The following is a 16,959-nucleotide window of genomic DNA, read 5'->3' on the forward strand; positions in this document are numbered from 1 at the left end:
GGGACGAACGGAGGATCTCATGACTGTCAAAGACATCATCGCCACGGATGCGGCGCCCAAGGCCATCGGCACCTACTCCCAGGCTGTCCGGGCGGGGGAATTCGTGTTCCTCTCCGGCCAGATCGGCCTCGATCCGGCAACCATGGCGCTGGAAGAGGGGATCGAGAAGCAGATCCACCGGGTCTTCTCCAATCTGAAGGCCGTGGCGGAGGCCGCCGGACTGTCTCTGGACGACGCGGTGAAGCTGACCATCTTTCTGACGGACCTGGGGCACTTTCCCCGGGTGAACGAGATCATGGCACAGTATTTCGAGGAACCTTATCCCGCCCGGGCCACTGTGGGCGTCGCGGCTTTGCCGAGGCAGGCCCTGGTGGAAGTGGAGGCAATCCTGGCGGGAAAGTGAGGGAGCACATGGCGGAGCGGATTCTTTACTACAGCACGAACCGGACCCTGGAACGGGCAGCGGGTATCGTCCCCTTTCGGGACCGGGTTTCCTTCCGGGAGGCCCTTCTGCAGGGGCAGGCCCCCGACGAGGGGCTCTTCATGCCCGACCGGATCCCGGCCCTGAAGCCGGAGGAGATCCGGGCCCTGAAGGGCAGACCCTATACCGAAGCCGCCCTGCTCGTGGGCCGGGCTTTTCTCCAGGGCGAGATCGGGATGGACGCCCTCCGTCGCATCGTCGAGGACGCCTACGACTACGATGTCCCCCTGGAGCCGGTGACGGGCCGCAAGTACGTGATGCGCCTCGACCGGGGACCCACCGCCTCCTTCAAGGACTTCGCCGCCCGCATGATGGCCCGCCTCATGAGCCATTTCCGGGATGCCGGCAGCCGCCTGAACATCCTGGTGGCCACCTCGGGCGACACGGGCAGCGCCGTGGGAGACGCCTACCGCGGCGTTCCGGGGATCGCGGTGACGATCCTCTATCCCCGGGGCGAGGTGAGCGGCCGCCAGAAGAAGCAGCTCGACACCATCGGCCGGAACGTCCAGGCCGTCTCGGTGGAGGGCAAGTTCGACGACTGCCAGGACCTGGTGAAGCAGGCCTTCGCCGACCCGTCGCTGGCGGGGTTGAACCTGACCTCGGCCAATTCCATCAACTTCGGCCGCATCCTGCCGCAGATCGTTTATTACGTGTATGCCTACGCCCAGCTGGCGGAGCCGGGGGAGGAGATCGTCTTTTCCGTCCCCTCGGGCAATTTCGGCGACGCCCTGGGGTGCGAGTACGCCCGCCGGATGGGCCTGCCCGTCCACACCCTGATCATGCCCACCAACGAGAACGACGAGTTCCCCCGCTTCCTCGAGACCGGTATCTACGCGAAAATCTCCCCCTCCCGGGCCTGCCTCTCCAATGCCATGAACGTGGGACACCCGAGCAACCTGGCGCGCTTCTTCGACCTCTACGGCGGAACCGTGGACCGGAGCGGACGCGTCTGGAAGCGGCCCGACCGGGAGGAGATGCAGCGGCGGATCTTCTCCGTCTCTGTCTCCGACGACGAGACCCGCCGGACGATCCGCCGGGTCTACGACGCCTGCGGGGTCATTCTGGAGCCCCATGGCGCCGTCGGCTGGAAAGGCCTGGAGACCTGGCTGGAACGTCAAGGCGACTTCCCCCTTTGCGTCTCCCTGGAAACGGCCCATCCGGCCAAGTTTCCCGAGGAGGTCCAGGCGGTCCTGGGCATCGACCCGGAGCTGCCCCCCAGCATGCGGGACCTGGACGGCCGGAAGGGGGAGCCTCATGAACTTTCCGGAGATTACGGAGACTTCAGCAAATATCTGAAGGAACGCCTGCGGGGAGAGGACTGACAAAGGTCCCGTCCCGACACCTCTGACGGAATAAGGAATACAAGAGGGAGGCCCATGGATCAGCCCGATCAGAAACTGGTGCAGCTCGAGCGCAAGCTGTTCGACTTGTCGAGCCTGCTGCAGGCGGGGAAGGCCTTTGACAACCTGCTGGGTGTGCGCGAGCTGTACAGCGTGTTCACCAGCATCGTCGGGGAGCGCTTCGGACTGGAGACCTATGCCCTGTTCATCGTGAACGACGACGGGAGCCGGTTTGAGCTGGTTCAGGGCATCGGCCTGTCGGAGGAGCTCCCGGCGGATTTTTCGTTTCCGGCCGATGAAGGACTGCTGTGGCAGGCAATCCTGCAGGGCCGTCCCTTTGCCACCGTCGACAGCCTGGGGGAGCCCCGTTTCGCGATTCCCTTCGACAAGCACCGGCTGTCGGGGCTCATGAGCCGGTATTTCATTCCCCTGGTGCACCGCGGGCGGGTCGTCGGGCTCCTGAGCATCGGCCCGCAGAAAAATACCAGGTCCTACATGGACGACGATCTGGAATTTCTGCACATCCTGGCCGAGCAGGCGGCCGTCAGCATCATTACGGCCAAGCTTTACGAGAAGAACGAGGCAGACATGGTCGAGTTGAACAAGACGGTCAAGAACCTGTCCATCCTGTACAACATCGGCCGTGCCATGAACCACATCGGCGACCTGAAGAATCTGCTGAAGTTCATCCTGCAGCAGGCCATAGAGACCACCGAGGCCCAGAAAGGGTCGCTGATGCTCTTTGATCAGCAGACGAGGCGCCTGGTAGTCCATGTCGTGAACGGCCTCCCGGACAAGAAAACGGAGGAAGCCATCAATACCGGCCTGATGAGCTGCCGGACCTTCGCCGTCGGTGAGGGCATCGCCGGCAAGGTGTTCGAGAAGAAGGAAGCGATTATCGTCAATGCGGCGGAGAAGGACGATCGATACCTTGAAAACCGGGAATCCAACGTCGAATCGATCCTGTGCATCCCGCTGGTGGTGGCCGACGAGGCCATTGGAGTCATCAACATCACGAACAAAAAGAGCAGCGAGGGGATCTTCACCTCGGAGGACCTGGAACTGCTCGATGCGCTCGGCAACCAGGCGGCCGTGGCGATCAACAACACGTCCCTGTACGAAATGGCCATCACCGATGAGCTGACCGGACTGTATATCCGGCGTTATTTCAACGTAAAGCTGGAATCGGAATTCCGGCGTGCCAGGCGCTACGGACACCGGCTTACGCTGGCCATGTGCGACCTGGATCACTTTAAAAGGGTGAACGACTCGTTCGGCCACCAGATGGGAGACACGGTCCTGCAGGCCGTGGCGGGTCTCTTCAAGATGCATGCCCGAGAAAGCGACATCCCGGCCCGGTTCGGCGGGGAGGAGTTCGCCGTTATCTTGCCGGAGACCGCCGGGGAAGGCGGTACGGTCTTCGGGGAGAGAATCCGCAACGCCGTGGCGGGGAAGAAGATAGAGGGGTTCCCGCATCAGATCACCATCAGCATCGGCCTGGCGACCTTTCCGGACGACGCCGATTCGATTCAGACCCTGATCCGCGCCGCGGACTCCGCCCTGTATGATGCCAAGGAGCGCGGGCGAAACCAGGTCCAGCGTTTCCAGGCGGCCGTCTCCGCGGGGTGACCGGCTGCGGATCACTCCCTCCCGGAGGGGTGAGAAAGGGGCGAATTCAGTCCAGCACCCCCCGGATTTTTCTGGAGAGTTGCTCGAGATAAAAGGGCTTCTGGAGGAATCCGTTGCAGCCGCGGTCCATTATGTCCTGGGCCTGGCCGTTGATGCTGTAACCGCTGGAAAGAATGATCCTGATTTCGGGATTGATCTCCCGGAGGAGGTCGAACGTCTCCCCTCCAGAGAGTCCCGGCATGATCATGTCCATGATCACCAGGTCGATTTCGTCTTTTTTTGCCTTGTAAGTGGCGATCGCCTCCCGGCCGTTCCCGGCCACATAAACCCGGTATCCCAGGGAAATCAGAAGATCACGGGTCACCTCGGCCACCGTCCGCTCGTCTTCGACCAAGAGAATCGTCTCCGTACCCCTTCTCGTGACCGTTTCGATTTCTTTCTTATCCAGGGCAACCGGCTTATCCGTTGCCGGCAGGTGGATGATGAACGTCGATCCTTGACCGGGCTCGCTTTCCACGCGGATGGTGCCGCTGTGCCCCTTGATGATTCCATAGACCATCGCCAGTCCCAAACCGGTCCCTCTTCCCATGGACTTGGTGGTGAAGAAGGGATCGAAGATTCGCTCCATGGTTTTCCGGTCCATCCCGGTACCCGTGTCGGTGACCTGAATCTTCACATATCTGCCGGGTTGAGCGGCACAGGAGATCGTCCGTTCTTCGTCCGGGAAAACATTCTCCGTTTCCAGGAAGATCTCGCCGCCTCCGGGCATGGCCTGCCAGGCGTTCACATAGAGATTCATGAGCACCTGCTCCATCTGCCCCCGGTCCACTTCCACGTTCCAGAGGTCTGCCGCGAATTTGCGGTGGATGGAGATTTCCTTTTTCGTTCTGCCGAACATGGAGGAGGTCCTGGTGAGGATATCGTTCATGTCGGAAGGCTTCACCTCGTATCGCCCCCCCCTGGCAAGCCCGAGGAGCTGCCCGGTCAGATCTGTGCCGCTTTTTACCTGCTCCTCGATCCGTTTGAGCCTGTCATAATGGGGGTGGGAAGGCTCCAGATCCAGCAGCGTCAGGGACGCATACCCCTGAATGCCCATGAGCAGGTTGTTGAAGTCGTGGGCAATTCCACCTGCCAGGGTGCCGATGGCCTCCATCTTCTGGGCCTGGTTGAGCTTCTTTTCCATATCCCGCAGTTCGGTGATGTCTTTCATCATGCCCAGAAAACCGTTGATGCGGTCTTCCGAATCGCGGATGATGGCGCTGTTCATGATGAAGGTTCGTTCCGCTCCATCGCTGGCCAGCATCACACCGATGTGATTGCTGAAGACTTCGCCGTCATCCCGGATGCCTTTGAACAGTTCCCGGAATGTTCTTTTTTCTTCCTCCTTGGCGAATTCCGTGAAGTAACGTCCCGGCAGCTCGTCTTCTCCATGGCCCAGGATGCGTTGCCAGGAGGGATTCGCGTACGTGACGGTCCCCGACAGATCCAGCGTGTAGATGATATCCGGGGCGTTTTCGCACAGGGCGCGAAAGCGTTTTTCGCTTTCCATCAGGTCTTTTTCCGCCCGTTTGCGGTCAGTGATGTCGAACATGGATCCCATGATCGTCGGCTTGCTCGTCAGATCAATGGTCGCGGCGGACAGCTCGATCCACTTCACGTCCCCGCTCTTGACGATGATTTTGAACTCGTACCTTTCCGGCGGTTCCGTCCCTCCCTGACGCCGGGTCCCTCTGCCCTTAACCAGTTCTCGGAAATCCGGATGGATGAAGTCCCAGAAGGGGATGCCGGCGAGTTCTGGCAGGGTGTAACCGGTGATGGCCTCGAAGGCCGGATTGACATAGATGAACATGTTATCCTGAATGAGATAGATGCCCGCCGAGGTGCTTTCCATCAGAGCCCGGTATTTGCCTTCGCTTTCTTTCAGCGCCTTTTCCGCCCGTTTGAGGCCCGATATGTCGAGAAGCGAGGCAATGGTTTTGGTCGTGCCCGGGATCAGATCCGCGTTGAGGGCGATATCCCGGATGCGGCCTTCTTTATCGACGAAACGGAATTCGTAATATCTGGAGGCGGAATTGGCTGTCTCCCGGCGCAGCCGATGCTGCTCCAGCATTCTTTCGATATCTTCCGGTGCAGTAAATTCCGTCCAATGCCGTTTCCCCTCGATCTCCTCTTTCGAATAGCCGGACAGTTTCTCGAATTCGGTGTTGGCCAGGCTGATGGTGGTGTCTTCCTCCACAACGATGATCGCCGTCCCGGTATTTTCGAAAACCGTCCGATACCAGGCTTCCGATTGTTTCAGCGCTTCCTCCGCCTTCTTGCGCTCCGTGACGTCCGTCAGCAGGTATAGCGTCGCCGTTTTGCCTTTCTCCCGCATCAGCAGGGTTGCCGACAGGGAGACCCAGATCGATCGGCCACCTGTCCCGACGATCCGGAACTCGTAGGAGTCGGGGACATGCTCTCCCCCGATGCGTTTCCTGTAGTTTGCCACGATGAGTTCCCGATCCGCGGGCCAGACGAAATCAGGGAAGGGGAGCCCTTCCAGCTCCTCCACCGGAACCCCCAGCAGATCCGACATCTTTCTGTTGGCGAAGGCAAAACAGCCGTTCTGTAGGATGAAAACCGCCTCGCTGGCCCGGTCGAACGTATTTCGGTATTTCTGAAACAGTTCAATACGAAACTCCTGCGCTGTTTTCCCGGCCGAAGGCGCCTCCTCGTTGACGGCCGTTGCCTGCTGGCACGGATCCTTGATTTTGCCGATGGTTTGTCGTCCGTTTGTCATTTCCCCACCCATACCCCTTGCTCAATCTGTTCAGAATCGCGATGCAAATGAAAACCCCGCCATCGGGAGGGCGGGGTCGTTGTGTATGTCGTTCAGATCCATGAGAAGAAATACCAATCCGGTTGCTTTCGGGTGCGCATGCTGGACCAGATGAGCCGATATGTCAAGGGGCAGAATAGGGGCACAATATTAGTCGGTTGCATGTCAGTCATGCAGGGTGCAGCTCGAAAACATTCATGTCTGCCTGCCTTGTACTGTTGGCCGGAAATCCGGGCGAGGGATTATCATGATGTGCAAAGGCAGGATCGTTTCTGAAGGTGAGGGATGGAGGGAAGGCGGTTGGTTCACCATGACGGATGTGACCGAGCCTTTGGTGTTCCGACGTCTCACGAAATTCCCCGGCATCCGGGGCCACTCATAATGCTGCGCCCTCCTGTCTCCGGAATGATCTGGATCTGAGTTCCGATGCGCTCCTTCAGTGCTGTCTCATGGGATATGACACCGATGAGTTTTCCGTCCTGCTGCAGTCCCGCCAGTGTCTCAAGTGCCGTTTCGAGGGCATCTTCGTCCAGAGTGCCGAATCCTTCGTCGAGAAAGAGCGAATCTACAGGTACGTTCAGGGCCGTACAGGGCATCGTTCTTCTCCAGGAACCACGGGAACAGGGCCGCGCCGATCCGCTTGTTGCCGTCCAAGAAGGGGTGATCCTTGATCAGGAAGTAAAGAAGACTGGCGGCCTTCTCTTCAATGCCGGGATAGACTTCCCTGCCGTCGAAGGTCTGCATGACGGCGCCGAGAGCGCCTTTGAGGCTGTTGTCTTTCTCCCGGCCGAAGAGGTTGCAAAATTCAATCTCCCGCTCGACGGAGCGCCGCCCCTCTTCTTGAACTGTTGCATAAAATGCAACGATTGAGTTCCGCTCCAGTTTCACGTCCACGCGGACGCCCTCAGGAGATTCATAGATCGCGACGGCCTGCCTGTAATCCACCGGGGGCTCGCGCAGGATGTTCGGCCCGGGTTTCCTTTGTTTCATGTCGATTCCACGTTAAGATTGTTTCGCATCACAGGTCACCGTTCCATCGGTTCCGCTTCCTGTCCCAGGGCTCTCTGCACGGTCTGGACGAGGTCGCTGAGTGAGACGGGCTTCATCAGGAAATCCCGGCAGCGCATTTTCAGTTCCCAAGGAAGTGAAGGGCTCCTCTTACGCGTACCCCATTTCGTTTCCGATCCGGTCGAACTCCTCTTCCAGTGTCAGGAAGGCGGTCACCACGACGGGGTCGAACTGAACGCCGCTGCCCTTTTCGATGAATCCGCAGGCCTGATCGCGGGTGCAAGGCCCCTTGTAGCAGCGGCAGGATCGGAGGGCGTCGTAAACGTCCGCAACGGCCATGATGCGTGCCGCCAGGGGGATCTCCTCTCCCTGGAGCCCGTCGGGATAACCTTTCCCGTCCCAGCGCTCGTGGTGGCTCCGCGCGATGGAGATGCCCATGTTGATGAACGTGTTTTTGGGGTACACGTCGCGGACCGCCTCCATGGTCGTGGCGCCCACAACGGCGTGCTGCTTCATGATGTCGAACTCCTCTTCGGTCAGCTCGCCTGATTTCAGCAGGACCCGGTCGGGGCTGGCAACTTTGCCGATGTCGTGCAGCGGGCTGGCGTTGAAGATATTGTGGATAAAGGCACTGTCGATCACGCGGTTGTACGGTTCCTCTCCGCCGAGTTTCTCCGCCAGCATCCGGCAGAAGATCTGGACCCGCTCCAGGTGCTTTCCCGTTTCTTTGTCTCTCGATTCTGACAGCTTGGAGAGGGCGAAGATCGTCGAAACCTGCGAGGCGGAGATTTCCTGAACCTGCTCTTCCACGAGGTCTTCCAGGTTGGCCTGGTAACGCCGCAGCTTGAGGTGGGTCTCCACCCGCGCCTCGACCTCTTCAAACTGGAACGGCTTGGTCACGTAATCAACGCCGCCGCTGCCGAAGGCCTTTACCTTGTCCAGCGTTTCCGTAAGGGCACTGATGAAGATGACGGGGATGTCGCGGAACCGCACGTCCTGCTTCAGCCTTCGGCAGACCTCGAAACCGTCCATCTCCGGCATGGTGATGTCGAGGAGGATCAGGTCGGGCTTCTCGTGCTCCACGGCCTTGATGGCCAGTTTCCCGCTGGGCACGGGTCGCACACGATGCCCCTTTTCCTTGAGCATGCCGGTGAGGAGGGTGAGGTTGGCGGGCACGTCGTCCACGACAAGGATATTGGCCTGGGCCGGATCCGTTTTGTAATCGTTTTTCATACATTATGCTCCGGTGGAAAAAAGCTCAATCATTGCTTCATATTCGTAACGGGCGGCCATTTGCTGCATCCGCTGTGTGAAATCCGGATGTTCCGCCGCCATTCGTCCGACCAGTTCGTTCAAGAGGTCCATGTCGGCACTCTCCACGGCATCCCGCATCCGGGAGACCAACTCCGGGGCAAGGGCGGCGATGATCCGGCGCATCTTCTCGGAATCGCCCGCTTCGCGCGGTGTTGATTCAAGAGCGCCCGTCTCATCGTACAGATACTCCACCCCGATGAGCCGGCGGATGTTTTCGAACAGTTCCTCTTCCTTGAACGGTTTCGACAGGTACCCGTCGGCCCCGGCGGCGAAGATCCGCTGCCGGTCTTCCTCGAAGGCGCTGGCCGTGACGGCGATGATCGCCGTATCCTTCAGTTCCGGCGACGCCTTGATGATGCGCGTGGCCTCATAGCCGTCCATGACGGGCATGGTCATGTCCATGAGGACCACCCGGGGCTTCCACTCCCGGATCGCCCGCAGGGCGTCCTCCCCGTTGACCGCCTCCCGCGTGGTGAATCCGACGGGGCCGAGCAGCCGGGAAAGCAGCCGGCGGTTCGTGTCCCTGTCGTCCGCCACGAGAACGCGGAACTCGCCCTGGCCGGGCTTTAGGCGAAGGACGCGCCGCTTCGCTTCCTTCGGCTTCACCTGTTCCTCTGCTCCTTCCCGGACGGGAATCTCGAAGTGGAAGGTCGTTCCCTTGCCGACGGCGCTGGTCACCGCGATGGTTCCCCCCATGACCTGGACGAATCCCCGGCTCAAGGCCAGTCCCAGTCCGGTTCCGCCGCTCTTGACCCCGGCCCGGGTCTGCTCGAAGGCTTGGAAGAGAAGGCTCGTTTCCTCCTCGGTCATGCCGGGCCCCGTATCCTCCACCTCGAAGCGGAGATTCACCGTGCCTTCCTTTCCGGTCCGGGCGGCGATGCGCAGGGCGATGCCGCCCTCCTCGGTGAATTTCACCGCGTTCCCCAGGAGGTTGATGAGGATCTGGCGGAGTTTCCCTTCGTCCGTGACCGCCCAGCGGGGGACGGGTCCTACCTCCTCCAGCAGGAAGCTCAGTTTTTTTGAGTCTGTCCGGATGCGGAACATCCGCTCGATGTCCCGGAGGAAGGCCTGCAGGTCGAAGGTGTTCGGCGTGAAGGTCGCGCGCCCGGCCTCGATCTTGGACATTTCCAGGATGTCGTTGATGAGCGCAAGCAGGTGCTCGCCGCTGCGGTTGATGATGTCGAGGTGCTCCCTCGACTGCGGCGAGAGGTCCGGGTCCCGATCCATGAGCTGGGCGAAGCCGATGATGGCGTTCATGGGCGTCCGGATCTCGTGGGACATGTTCGCCAGGAAGGCGCTCTTGGAGCGGTTGGCCGCGTCGGCCGCATCCTTGGCCTCTTTCAGGATGGTAATGTCCCGGACGGTTCCGCGGAAGCCGACAATCGCGTCCTGACCGTTTCTCACGGGATAGACGGAGGCGGCCGAGTAGGCGCTGGCTCCGTTTTTCCTGGTCAGCCGCCAGTAGAAGTCCCCGGAGGGTTTGCCGCTCAGGTAGACTTCGTGGAAAATCCCGTAAACGCGTTTGACTTCTTCGTCGTCCATGTAGGCGCTGAACGGGAGTCCCACCAGTTCCCTCTCCCCGTAACCCAGGAATTTCCGCAGGGCCTGATTGCAGAAGAGCATGTTGCCCTTCAGGTCGACCTCATAGTAGCCGCTGTCCATGGTCTCGAGAATGGTCCGGTATTTCTCCTCGGCCTCCTTCAACTCGGCCTCCATCCGCTTCCTCTCCGTGATGTCGCGGGACACGCCCACAATGCCGGTCATGCGTCCCATGTCGTCACGCATGGGACTCAACGTTACTTCCGTCCAGAAGGTGGAACCATCTTTTTTGTACTGCTCCAATTCGAGATGTGAAGTGGGATTGCCGCCCTTTTCGATTTCGGGAAGTGCCCGGAAATAATCCTCCATGAGCACATTCAGTGATTCAGGCGTCATGGCATCGGCAAAGGATTGCCCCATGGCCTCCTCGGGAGTCACGCCCCGCAATTTCTGTATTGCGGGACTTATGTAAGTCATACGGAGATTCGTGTCCGTTGTGTAGATCACGTCACCGCTGTTCTCCGTGAGGAGCCGGTACTTTTCCTCGCTCCGGCGGAGCGCCTCGGCGGCGGCTTCCCGCTCGGCCTCCGCTCTTTTTCGTTCCGAGATGTCGCGGGTCACGCCGTTGAAGGCGACGGGCCTGCCCTGTTCATCCCTTTTCAGGGCTGCGCTGATCTCCATCCACAGCCGGTCTCCATTCTTGGCGATGTGCTCCGCCTCCATCACGATCCGGTCCGAAGGCTCCTTGCCCGCAACACTCCTCCTGAAGCCGGCCGTCACGGCCTCCGTGGTCTCCGGGGAGAAAACATCCTCCAGTTTCATGCCCACCGTCTCCTCGGCAGTGTATCCGAGAATGCGTTCCACCGAGTTCGAGCAGAACGCGTAGCACATGTCCTTCAGGTCGAAGATCCAGATGATGTCGTTCGTGTTTTCCACCAGGAATTTGTAATTTTCCTCACTTCGGCGCAGCGCCTCGGCGGCCTCCTGCTTTTCCGCCTCCGCGCGCCTCCGCTCGCTGATGTCGCGGGAAACGCCGAGATAGCCGATCAGGCGCCCTTCGTCATCGCGCATGGTCATCATGGAGGCCTCAACCCATACGGTGGAGCCGTCCCTGCGGTACTGCTCGATTTCGATGCGCGCCGTCGGATTCTGTCCCTGCTCGATGTCGGGAAGGAAGCGGTCGTATGCGGCGAGGACCGTTTTCAGCGATTCCGGAGTCATCGCTTGGTCCAGCGTCTCGGCCAGGGCCTCCTCGACGGTGATTCCGCGCAATTTCCGGATGGAGGGGCTGATGTACGTGAAGCGCATTGCCGTGTCGGTGGTCCAGATCACGTCGTCACTGTTTTCGGCGAGAAGCCGGTACTTCTCCTCGCTTCGGCGCAGCGCCTCGGCGGCCTGCTGCTTTTCCGTCTCTGCCCTCCTCCGCTCGGTAATGTCCGTTGTCAGCATGACGATGCCGATCGGGGCACCCTTTGCATCGCGAAGAAACGTGATGGTGCTTTCCGTCGGGATGATGGAGCCGTCCTTGCGATAGGCCTCCAGCTCCAGGACTCGCACGTTTTGGCCCGGGAAATCCGGTGCCTGCTCCCTTGCCAGGTCCTCCTGGTAGGCCTTCGTGGCAAATCCCATCGATTCCGGGGTGAGCCATTGATTCAGCGACAGCGCCACCGCCTCCTCCTGCGTATATCCCAGCATTCGCCGGACCGCAGGACTCACGTAGGTGTTCTTTAGATTCATGTCCCAGGTCGAGAGGACGCGGGGGATCGTTTCGACGACCAGCCGGAGCTTCTCCTCGCTCTCGCGCAGGGCCTCTTCCGCTCGCTTGCGCTCGCTGATGTCGATCGCCAGTCCGTCGAACCGGATGATGCGGCCTTCCTCGTTCCGGACGGCCCGTGAATGCAGAGACAGCCAGACGGGGCTGCCGTCCTTGCGCTGATGCTGAACTTCGTAGGCCGGGAGGAAGCCCTCCCTGTCCATGATGCGCATGATCTCGCTGCGGTCGGCGGGATTCATGAAGATCTGTGTTGAAATATCCGTGACGGATCTGATCAGCTCCTCGGCGGAATCGTATCCGTAAATGCGGGCCAGGGCCGGATTTGCCGAAAGGAACCGGCCCTCCGGCGTGGACTGGTAAATACCCATCAGGGCGTTCTGGAAGAGGCCCCGGTACTTCTCCTCGCTCTCTCGCAGGGCCTCCTCGGCCTGCCTGCGCTCGCTGATGTCGCGAAGGATGTAGACCATGCCATAAGGGGTGCCGTCTTCCTGTTCGAGGACGCTTCCGTTCACCTCGTACAGAGACTTCCTGCCCCCTTCCAGGATCAGGTGGTATTCCTTCGGACCGAGGGGTCCTTCCATCATGAGGATCGTGTTCTGAATCGCCGCCTCGAGATCCTCGGGGGCAATGAAGGAGAGCATGTTCTGCTCGACGATCTCCTCTCTCCTGTACCCGCTCACTTCGAGCCCCTTATCGTTGATGTAGAGAACCTCGCCCTCGGTGTTTGTGCGGATCACGCTGTCGGGGATGGCCGCGATGAGCCGAGTGGAGAATTCCTCGCTCTCCCGGAGCGCCTGGTTCTGCTGCCAGATCTTCTTCGATTTTTCCCAGCTGTTGAACCGCAGCCGGTCCAGGAGAAAAATGAAGAACGCCACGACTGCGACGGCGACCAGGAGGTCGTTCAGGCTGTATCGCGCCCGGACGGAGTCGAAATACATCCCTTTCGCGAAGCAGGTACTGAAAAAAACCATGAACGATACAGCGAGGATCGACCAGGCCGCCCGCCGGGGGATCGGCAGGAGGGCCAGCAGCGTGGTGACCAGAAGATAGCCGCCGAGATAGGCGGGATCGGCCTTGGACAGGCCGGTGATCGCCGCCGTTGTGATCTCGAGATAGCCGCTGATGATGATGAGGAAAAGCAGGCTGTAGGGCTTGAATCGCTTGAAGCTCTGCAGGATCAGGACGGTCAGGCCCACCACCGAAAAGCCGATCCGGAAGGCGATGATGAGCGGTTCGTTCGGATAAAGCTGCCGGTCGATGGGAATATAGGGAAGCAAAGCGAAGGTTGCAATCAGTGCGACGAGGAAGAGAATCCGGCTGCACTGGTCGTTGAGTTCCTGGAAGAATGTCTCATTATACTCGGACGGACCATTCCAGGAAACATACGGAACGCGTAGGCGCTCCCGGACGGATTGCCGCATGTTCACATTGACCTCCGTGGCATGTTACGTGCGAAACGCAGCGAATGTAAACGGATTCCCCCAGTGATGCAACGATAAAAACCCGGTCTCCGGGCGGAGAACCCGAATATTTAGAAAAGGGGCGAAGCGATAAGGTCAGGTCGGCGGGCATGTTGTCTGCAATGAGGATGCAGGCCGGTGCGGGATCGGTTTTGCGGGCGATGGCCATGGCTCATGCTCCCGGAGAGAAAAGCTCGATCAGGGTGTCGTATTCGTATCGAGATGCCATTTCCCGTACAAGCCGGCAGAGGGCCGGGTGATCCGGGGCGACCTGCCCGACCAGTTCGTTCAAGAGGTCCATGTCGGCGCTTTCCACGGCTTCCCGCATCCGGGAGACCAACTCCGGGGCAAGGCCGGCGACGATCCGGCGCATCTCTCCGGAGTCATCCGCCCCGTGGGGCGCCGTCTCCGAAACCCCGGCGTCATCGTAAAGGAACTCGGTCCCGGTGAGCCGGCGGATGTTGTCGAACAGTTCCTCTTCCTTGAACGGTTTCGACAGGTACCCGTCGGCCCCGGCGGCGAAGATCCTCTGCCGGTCTTCCTCGAAGGCGCTGGCCGTGACGGCGATGACGGCCGTGTCCTTCAGTTCCGGCGACGCCTTGATGATGCGCGTGGCCTCATAGCCGTCCATGACGGGCATGGTCATGTCCATAAGGACCACCCGGGGCTTCCACTCCCGGATTGCCCGCAGGGCCTCCTCTCCGTTGACCGCCTCCCGGATGACGAATCCGACCGGGCCGAGCAGCTGCGACAGGAGCCGGCGGTTTGTGTCCCGGTCGTCGGCGACGAGGACGCGGATCTCGTCCTGGCCGGGCTTGAGGCGGAGGACGCGCCGCTTCATCTCCTTCATCCCCACCAGTTCCTCCGTTCCTTCCCGCACGGGGATCTCGAAGCGGAAGGTCGTTCCCTTGCCGACGGCGCTGGTCACCGCGATGGTTCCCCCCATGACCTGGACGAATCCCCGGCTCAGCGCCAGTCCCAGTCCGGTTCCGCCGCTCTTGACCCCGGCCCGGGCCTGCTCGAAGGCCTGGAAGAGGCGGCCGATTTCCTCATCGGTCATGCCGGGCCCCGTGTCCTCCACCTCGAACCGGAGATTCACCGTGCCTTCCTTTCCGGCCCTGGCGGCGAGGCGCAGCGCGATGCCGCCCTCCTCGGTGAATTTCACAGCGTTCCCCAAGAGGTTGATGAGGACCTGGCGGAGCTTCCCCTCGTCCGTGACCGCCCAGCGCGGGACGGGCCCGACCTCCTCCAGCAGGAATCGCAGTTTTTTTGCATCTGTCCGGAGGCGGAACATCCGTTCGATGTCCCGAAGGAAGGCGTACAGGTCGAAAGTGTTCGGTACGAAAATCGCCCGCCCGGCCTCGATCTTGGACATTTCCAGGATGTCGTTGATAAGCGCAAGCAGGTGCTCGCCGCTGCGGTTGATGATGTCGAGGTGCTCCCTCGACTGCGGCGAAAGGTCCGGGTCCCGATCCATGAGCTGGGCGAAGCCGATGATGGCATTCATGGGCGTTCGGATCTCGTGGGACATGTTCGCCAGGAACGCGCTCTTGGAGCGGTTGGCCGCTTCGGCCACCGTCTTTGCCTCTTTCAGGTCCTCCTCCACCCGCCGGATGTCGGTGATGTCGCGGATGGACTCGATGGCTCCGATGATGTTGCCGTCAACACCGTACAGCGCACTGGCATACCCGACCAGGATGATCCCCAGGCTCGGGATGAACGCCTCCGCCGAAAGGACGCTCCCCTCGCGGCGGATGTGGCTGTACCTGGCGGCGAGTTCCTCCTCCGGGGTGAACACCAGGTCGATCAGGATGGGCCTTCTCTCCCCGTAGAAGGGGAGGGAATATTCGTGGTCGCTTTTTCCGAGGATATCCTCCCTCTTTACGCCCGTGATCGCTTCCATCGCCCGGTTCCAGGCGGTGACCCGGCCCTCGCGGTCGATGACCATCGTGGCGATGGGGAGAAAATCGATGATGTCCGCCAACCGCCGCTCCGAGTCCCGGAGTGCCGCCTCCGCCTGCCTGCGCTCGGAGATGTCCCGGGACACACCCACGAAGCCCGTCATCCGTCCTTCGCCGTCCCGCATGGTTCTGACGGAGGCCTCGACCCACACGCTTGAACCGTCCTTGCGGTATTGCTCGACTTCCACCCGCACGGTCGGGTTGCCGCCCCGCTCGATTTCGGCGAGGTGGCGATTGTATGCGCTGAAGATGGCCTCAAACGATTCGGGGGACATCGTATCCGCTGCCTGTTCGTTTACCGCCTCCTCGGGGTCCACGCCCCGCAGTTTCCTGATCGAGGGGCTCACGTAGGTGAAACGGAATTCCGGGTCCACCGTCCAGATGACGTCTCCGCTGTTCTCGGTGAGGAGACGGTACTTTTCCTCGCTCCGGCGCAGCGCCTCTTCGGATTCCCGTTTTTCCTCCTCCGCACGCCTGCGTTCGGTAATGTCCTCGATCGTGCCTTCCAGGTAGGATGCTTCTCCCGAATCGTCGGACACCAGGAAGGCGCTGATGGAAACGGGAATCCGAGCGCCGTCGGCCCGTTGGAGGACGGTCTCGTATCCCGACACGGGTCCTTCCTGCACCCTTTCCCAGAGGGCGGTCTGGTCCATCCGGTCGATGTACAGGTTCGGGAGGCCCGCGGCGTTGAGCGCATCGACCGATTCGAATTTCAGGGACTCCAGCATCGCCCGGTTCGCCGCGAGCACCGTTCCCTCGGCCGTGGCGAGGAAGATGCCCGTCGGCGAGTGATCGAAGAGCTTGCGATACTTTGTTTCCGAGAGTCTCAGGTCGTGAAGCAGGTCGTCGATCCTTGCTTTGTCCGCCTGGAGTGTCTCGTTTTGCTGCCCGATCTGTTTCGATTTTTCCCAGCTCCTGAAGCGCAGCCGGTTGAGCAGGAAAATGAAAAAAGCCACGATGAACGCTGCGATCAGCAGGTCGTTCAGGCTGTAGCGCGCACGGTCGGAGTCGAAATGCATGCCGCCGGCGAATCCTGTGGTGAAAAAAGCCGCGAGGGAAACCGCCAGAATCGACCAGGCGGTCCACAGGGGGATAGGTACCAGGGCGAGCAGCGTCAGCACGAATAGATAGCCGCCGAGGTAAGCGGGATCGGCCCTGGTCAGACCCGTGATCAGCCCCGTGGCGATCCCGACGTAGGCGCTGAGGATGCAGAGGAAGAGCAGGTTGTATCGGTCGAATTGCCGGAAGGCCTGCAGGATCAGAATCGCGAGGCCGACCACGGACAGGCCGATCCGGAGCACGATGATGAAGGGCTCATGAGGGTGGAGCCTCTGATCGATCGGGATGTAGGCGAGCCAGGCAAAGGTTGTGATCAGGGCGACGAACAGGATGATCCTGCCGCACTGGTTGTTGAGCTCTTCCCGGAATGTCGCCGGGTCCTCAACCGGACCGCTTGCGGAAACGAGGGGGCTGCGGAGGCGCCGAAAAAGGGACTGCCGGACATTCATTCTTGCCCACCTCCGTGGGGTGCGCGGGGAACGATTTAAATATAAAGGGATTCTTCCCACCATGCAACTTAAAACAATCCGTGACGGCCCGGGAACGCGGCGAGCGGACGGTGCCGCCGGTCATGAG

Annotated in this window: 8 protein-coding genes and 1 pseudogene; 3 read left to right on the forward strand and 6 right to left on the reverse strand. The window is 60.7% G+C overall.

The features are described from left to right. Positions 1–19: 19 nt before the first annotated feature. Genes HPY65_05650 through HPY65_05660 form a run of 3 tightly spaced genes read left to right on the forward strand, consistent with a single transcriptional unit; the run spans position 20 to position 3,450 of the window. Positions 20–403 (forward strand): RidA family protein, encoded by a 384-nt coding sequence (locus HPY65_05650; protein ID NPU83954.1) that lies wholly within the window; start codon positions 20–22, stop codon positions 401–403. A gap of 8 nt (positions 404–411) precedes the next feature. Then, a complete protein-coding gene (gene thrC, locus HPY65_05655; protein ID NPU83955.1) occupies positions 412–1,803 on the forward strand; it encodes a threonine synthase in 1,392 nt (463 codons plus the stop codon). A gap of 54 nt (positions 1,804–1,857) precedes the next feature. Next, positions 1,858–3,450: a sensor domain-containing diguanylate cyclase gene (locus HPY65_05660; GenBank protein NPU83956.1), complete on the forward strand. Its 1,593-nt coding sequence runs from the start codon at positions 1,858–1,860 to the stop codon at positions 3,448–3,450. 46 nt (positions 3,451–3,496) lie between these two features. Here HPY65_05660 and HPY65_05665 read toward each other — a convergent pair whose 3' ends face one another. From HPY65_05665 to HPY65_05690, 6 genes and pseudogenes are all read right to left on the reverse strand, one after another. Then, entirely contained in the window at positions 3,497–6,229 is a 2,733-nt protein-coding gene (locus HPY65_05665; GenBank protein ID NPU83957.1) for a PAS domain S-box protein, read from the reverse strand. Positions 6,230–6,615: 386 nt separating this feature from the next. After that, positions 6,616–6,837 (reverse strand): annotated as a pseudogene (locus HPY65_05670) (hypothetical protein). Beyond that, complete coding sequence (locus tag HPY65_05675) at positions 6,770–7,258, reverse strand: virulence protein RhuM/Fic/DOC family protein (GenBank protein NPU83958.1); 489 nt, start codon at positions 7,256–7,258, stop codon at positions 6,770–6,772. Before HPY65_05675 ends, HPY65_05670 begins: the two are co-directional and overlap by 68 nt. A gap of 168 nt (positions 7,259–7,426) precedes the next feature. Next, positions 7,427–8,509: a response regulator gene (locus HPY65_05680; GenBank protein NPU83959.1), complete on the reverse strand. Its 1,083-nt coding sequence runs from the start codon at positions 8,507–8,509 to the stop codon at positions 7,427–7,429. A 3-nt stretch (positions 8,510–8,512) separates the two neighbouring features. Next, entirely contained in the window at positions 8,513–13,330 is a 4,818-nt protein-coding gene (locus HPY65_05685) for a PAS domain S-box protein (GenBank protein ID NPU83960.1), read from the reverse strand. A 205-nt stretch (positions 13,331–13,535) separates the two neighbouring features. Further along, the gene (locus tag HPY65_05690) at positions 13,536–16,832 is read right to left on the reverse strand and encodes a PAS domain S-box protein (GenBank protein ID NPU83961.1); all 3,297 of its coding nucleotides are present in this window, start codon (positions 16,830–16,832) and stop codon (positions 13,536–13,538) included. Positions 16,833–16,959 lie beyond the last annotated feature (127 nt).

The sequence above is a fragment of the Syntrophaceae bacterium genome, assembly GCA_013177825.1.
GTDB lineage: Bacteria > Desulfobacterota > Syntrophia > Syntrophales > PHBD01 > PHBD01.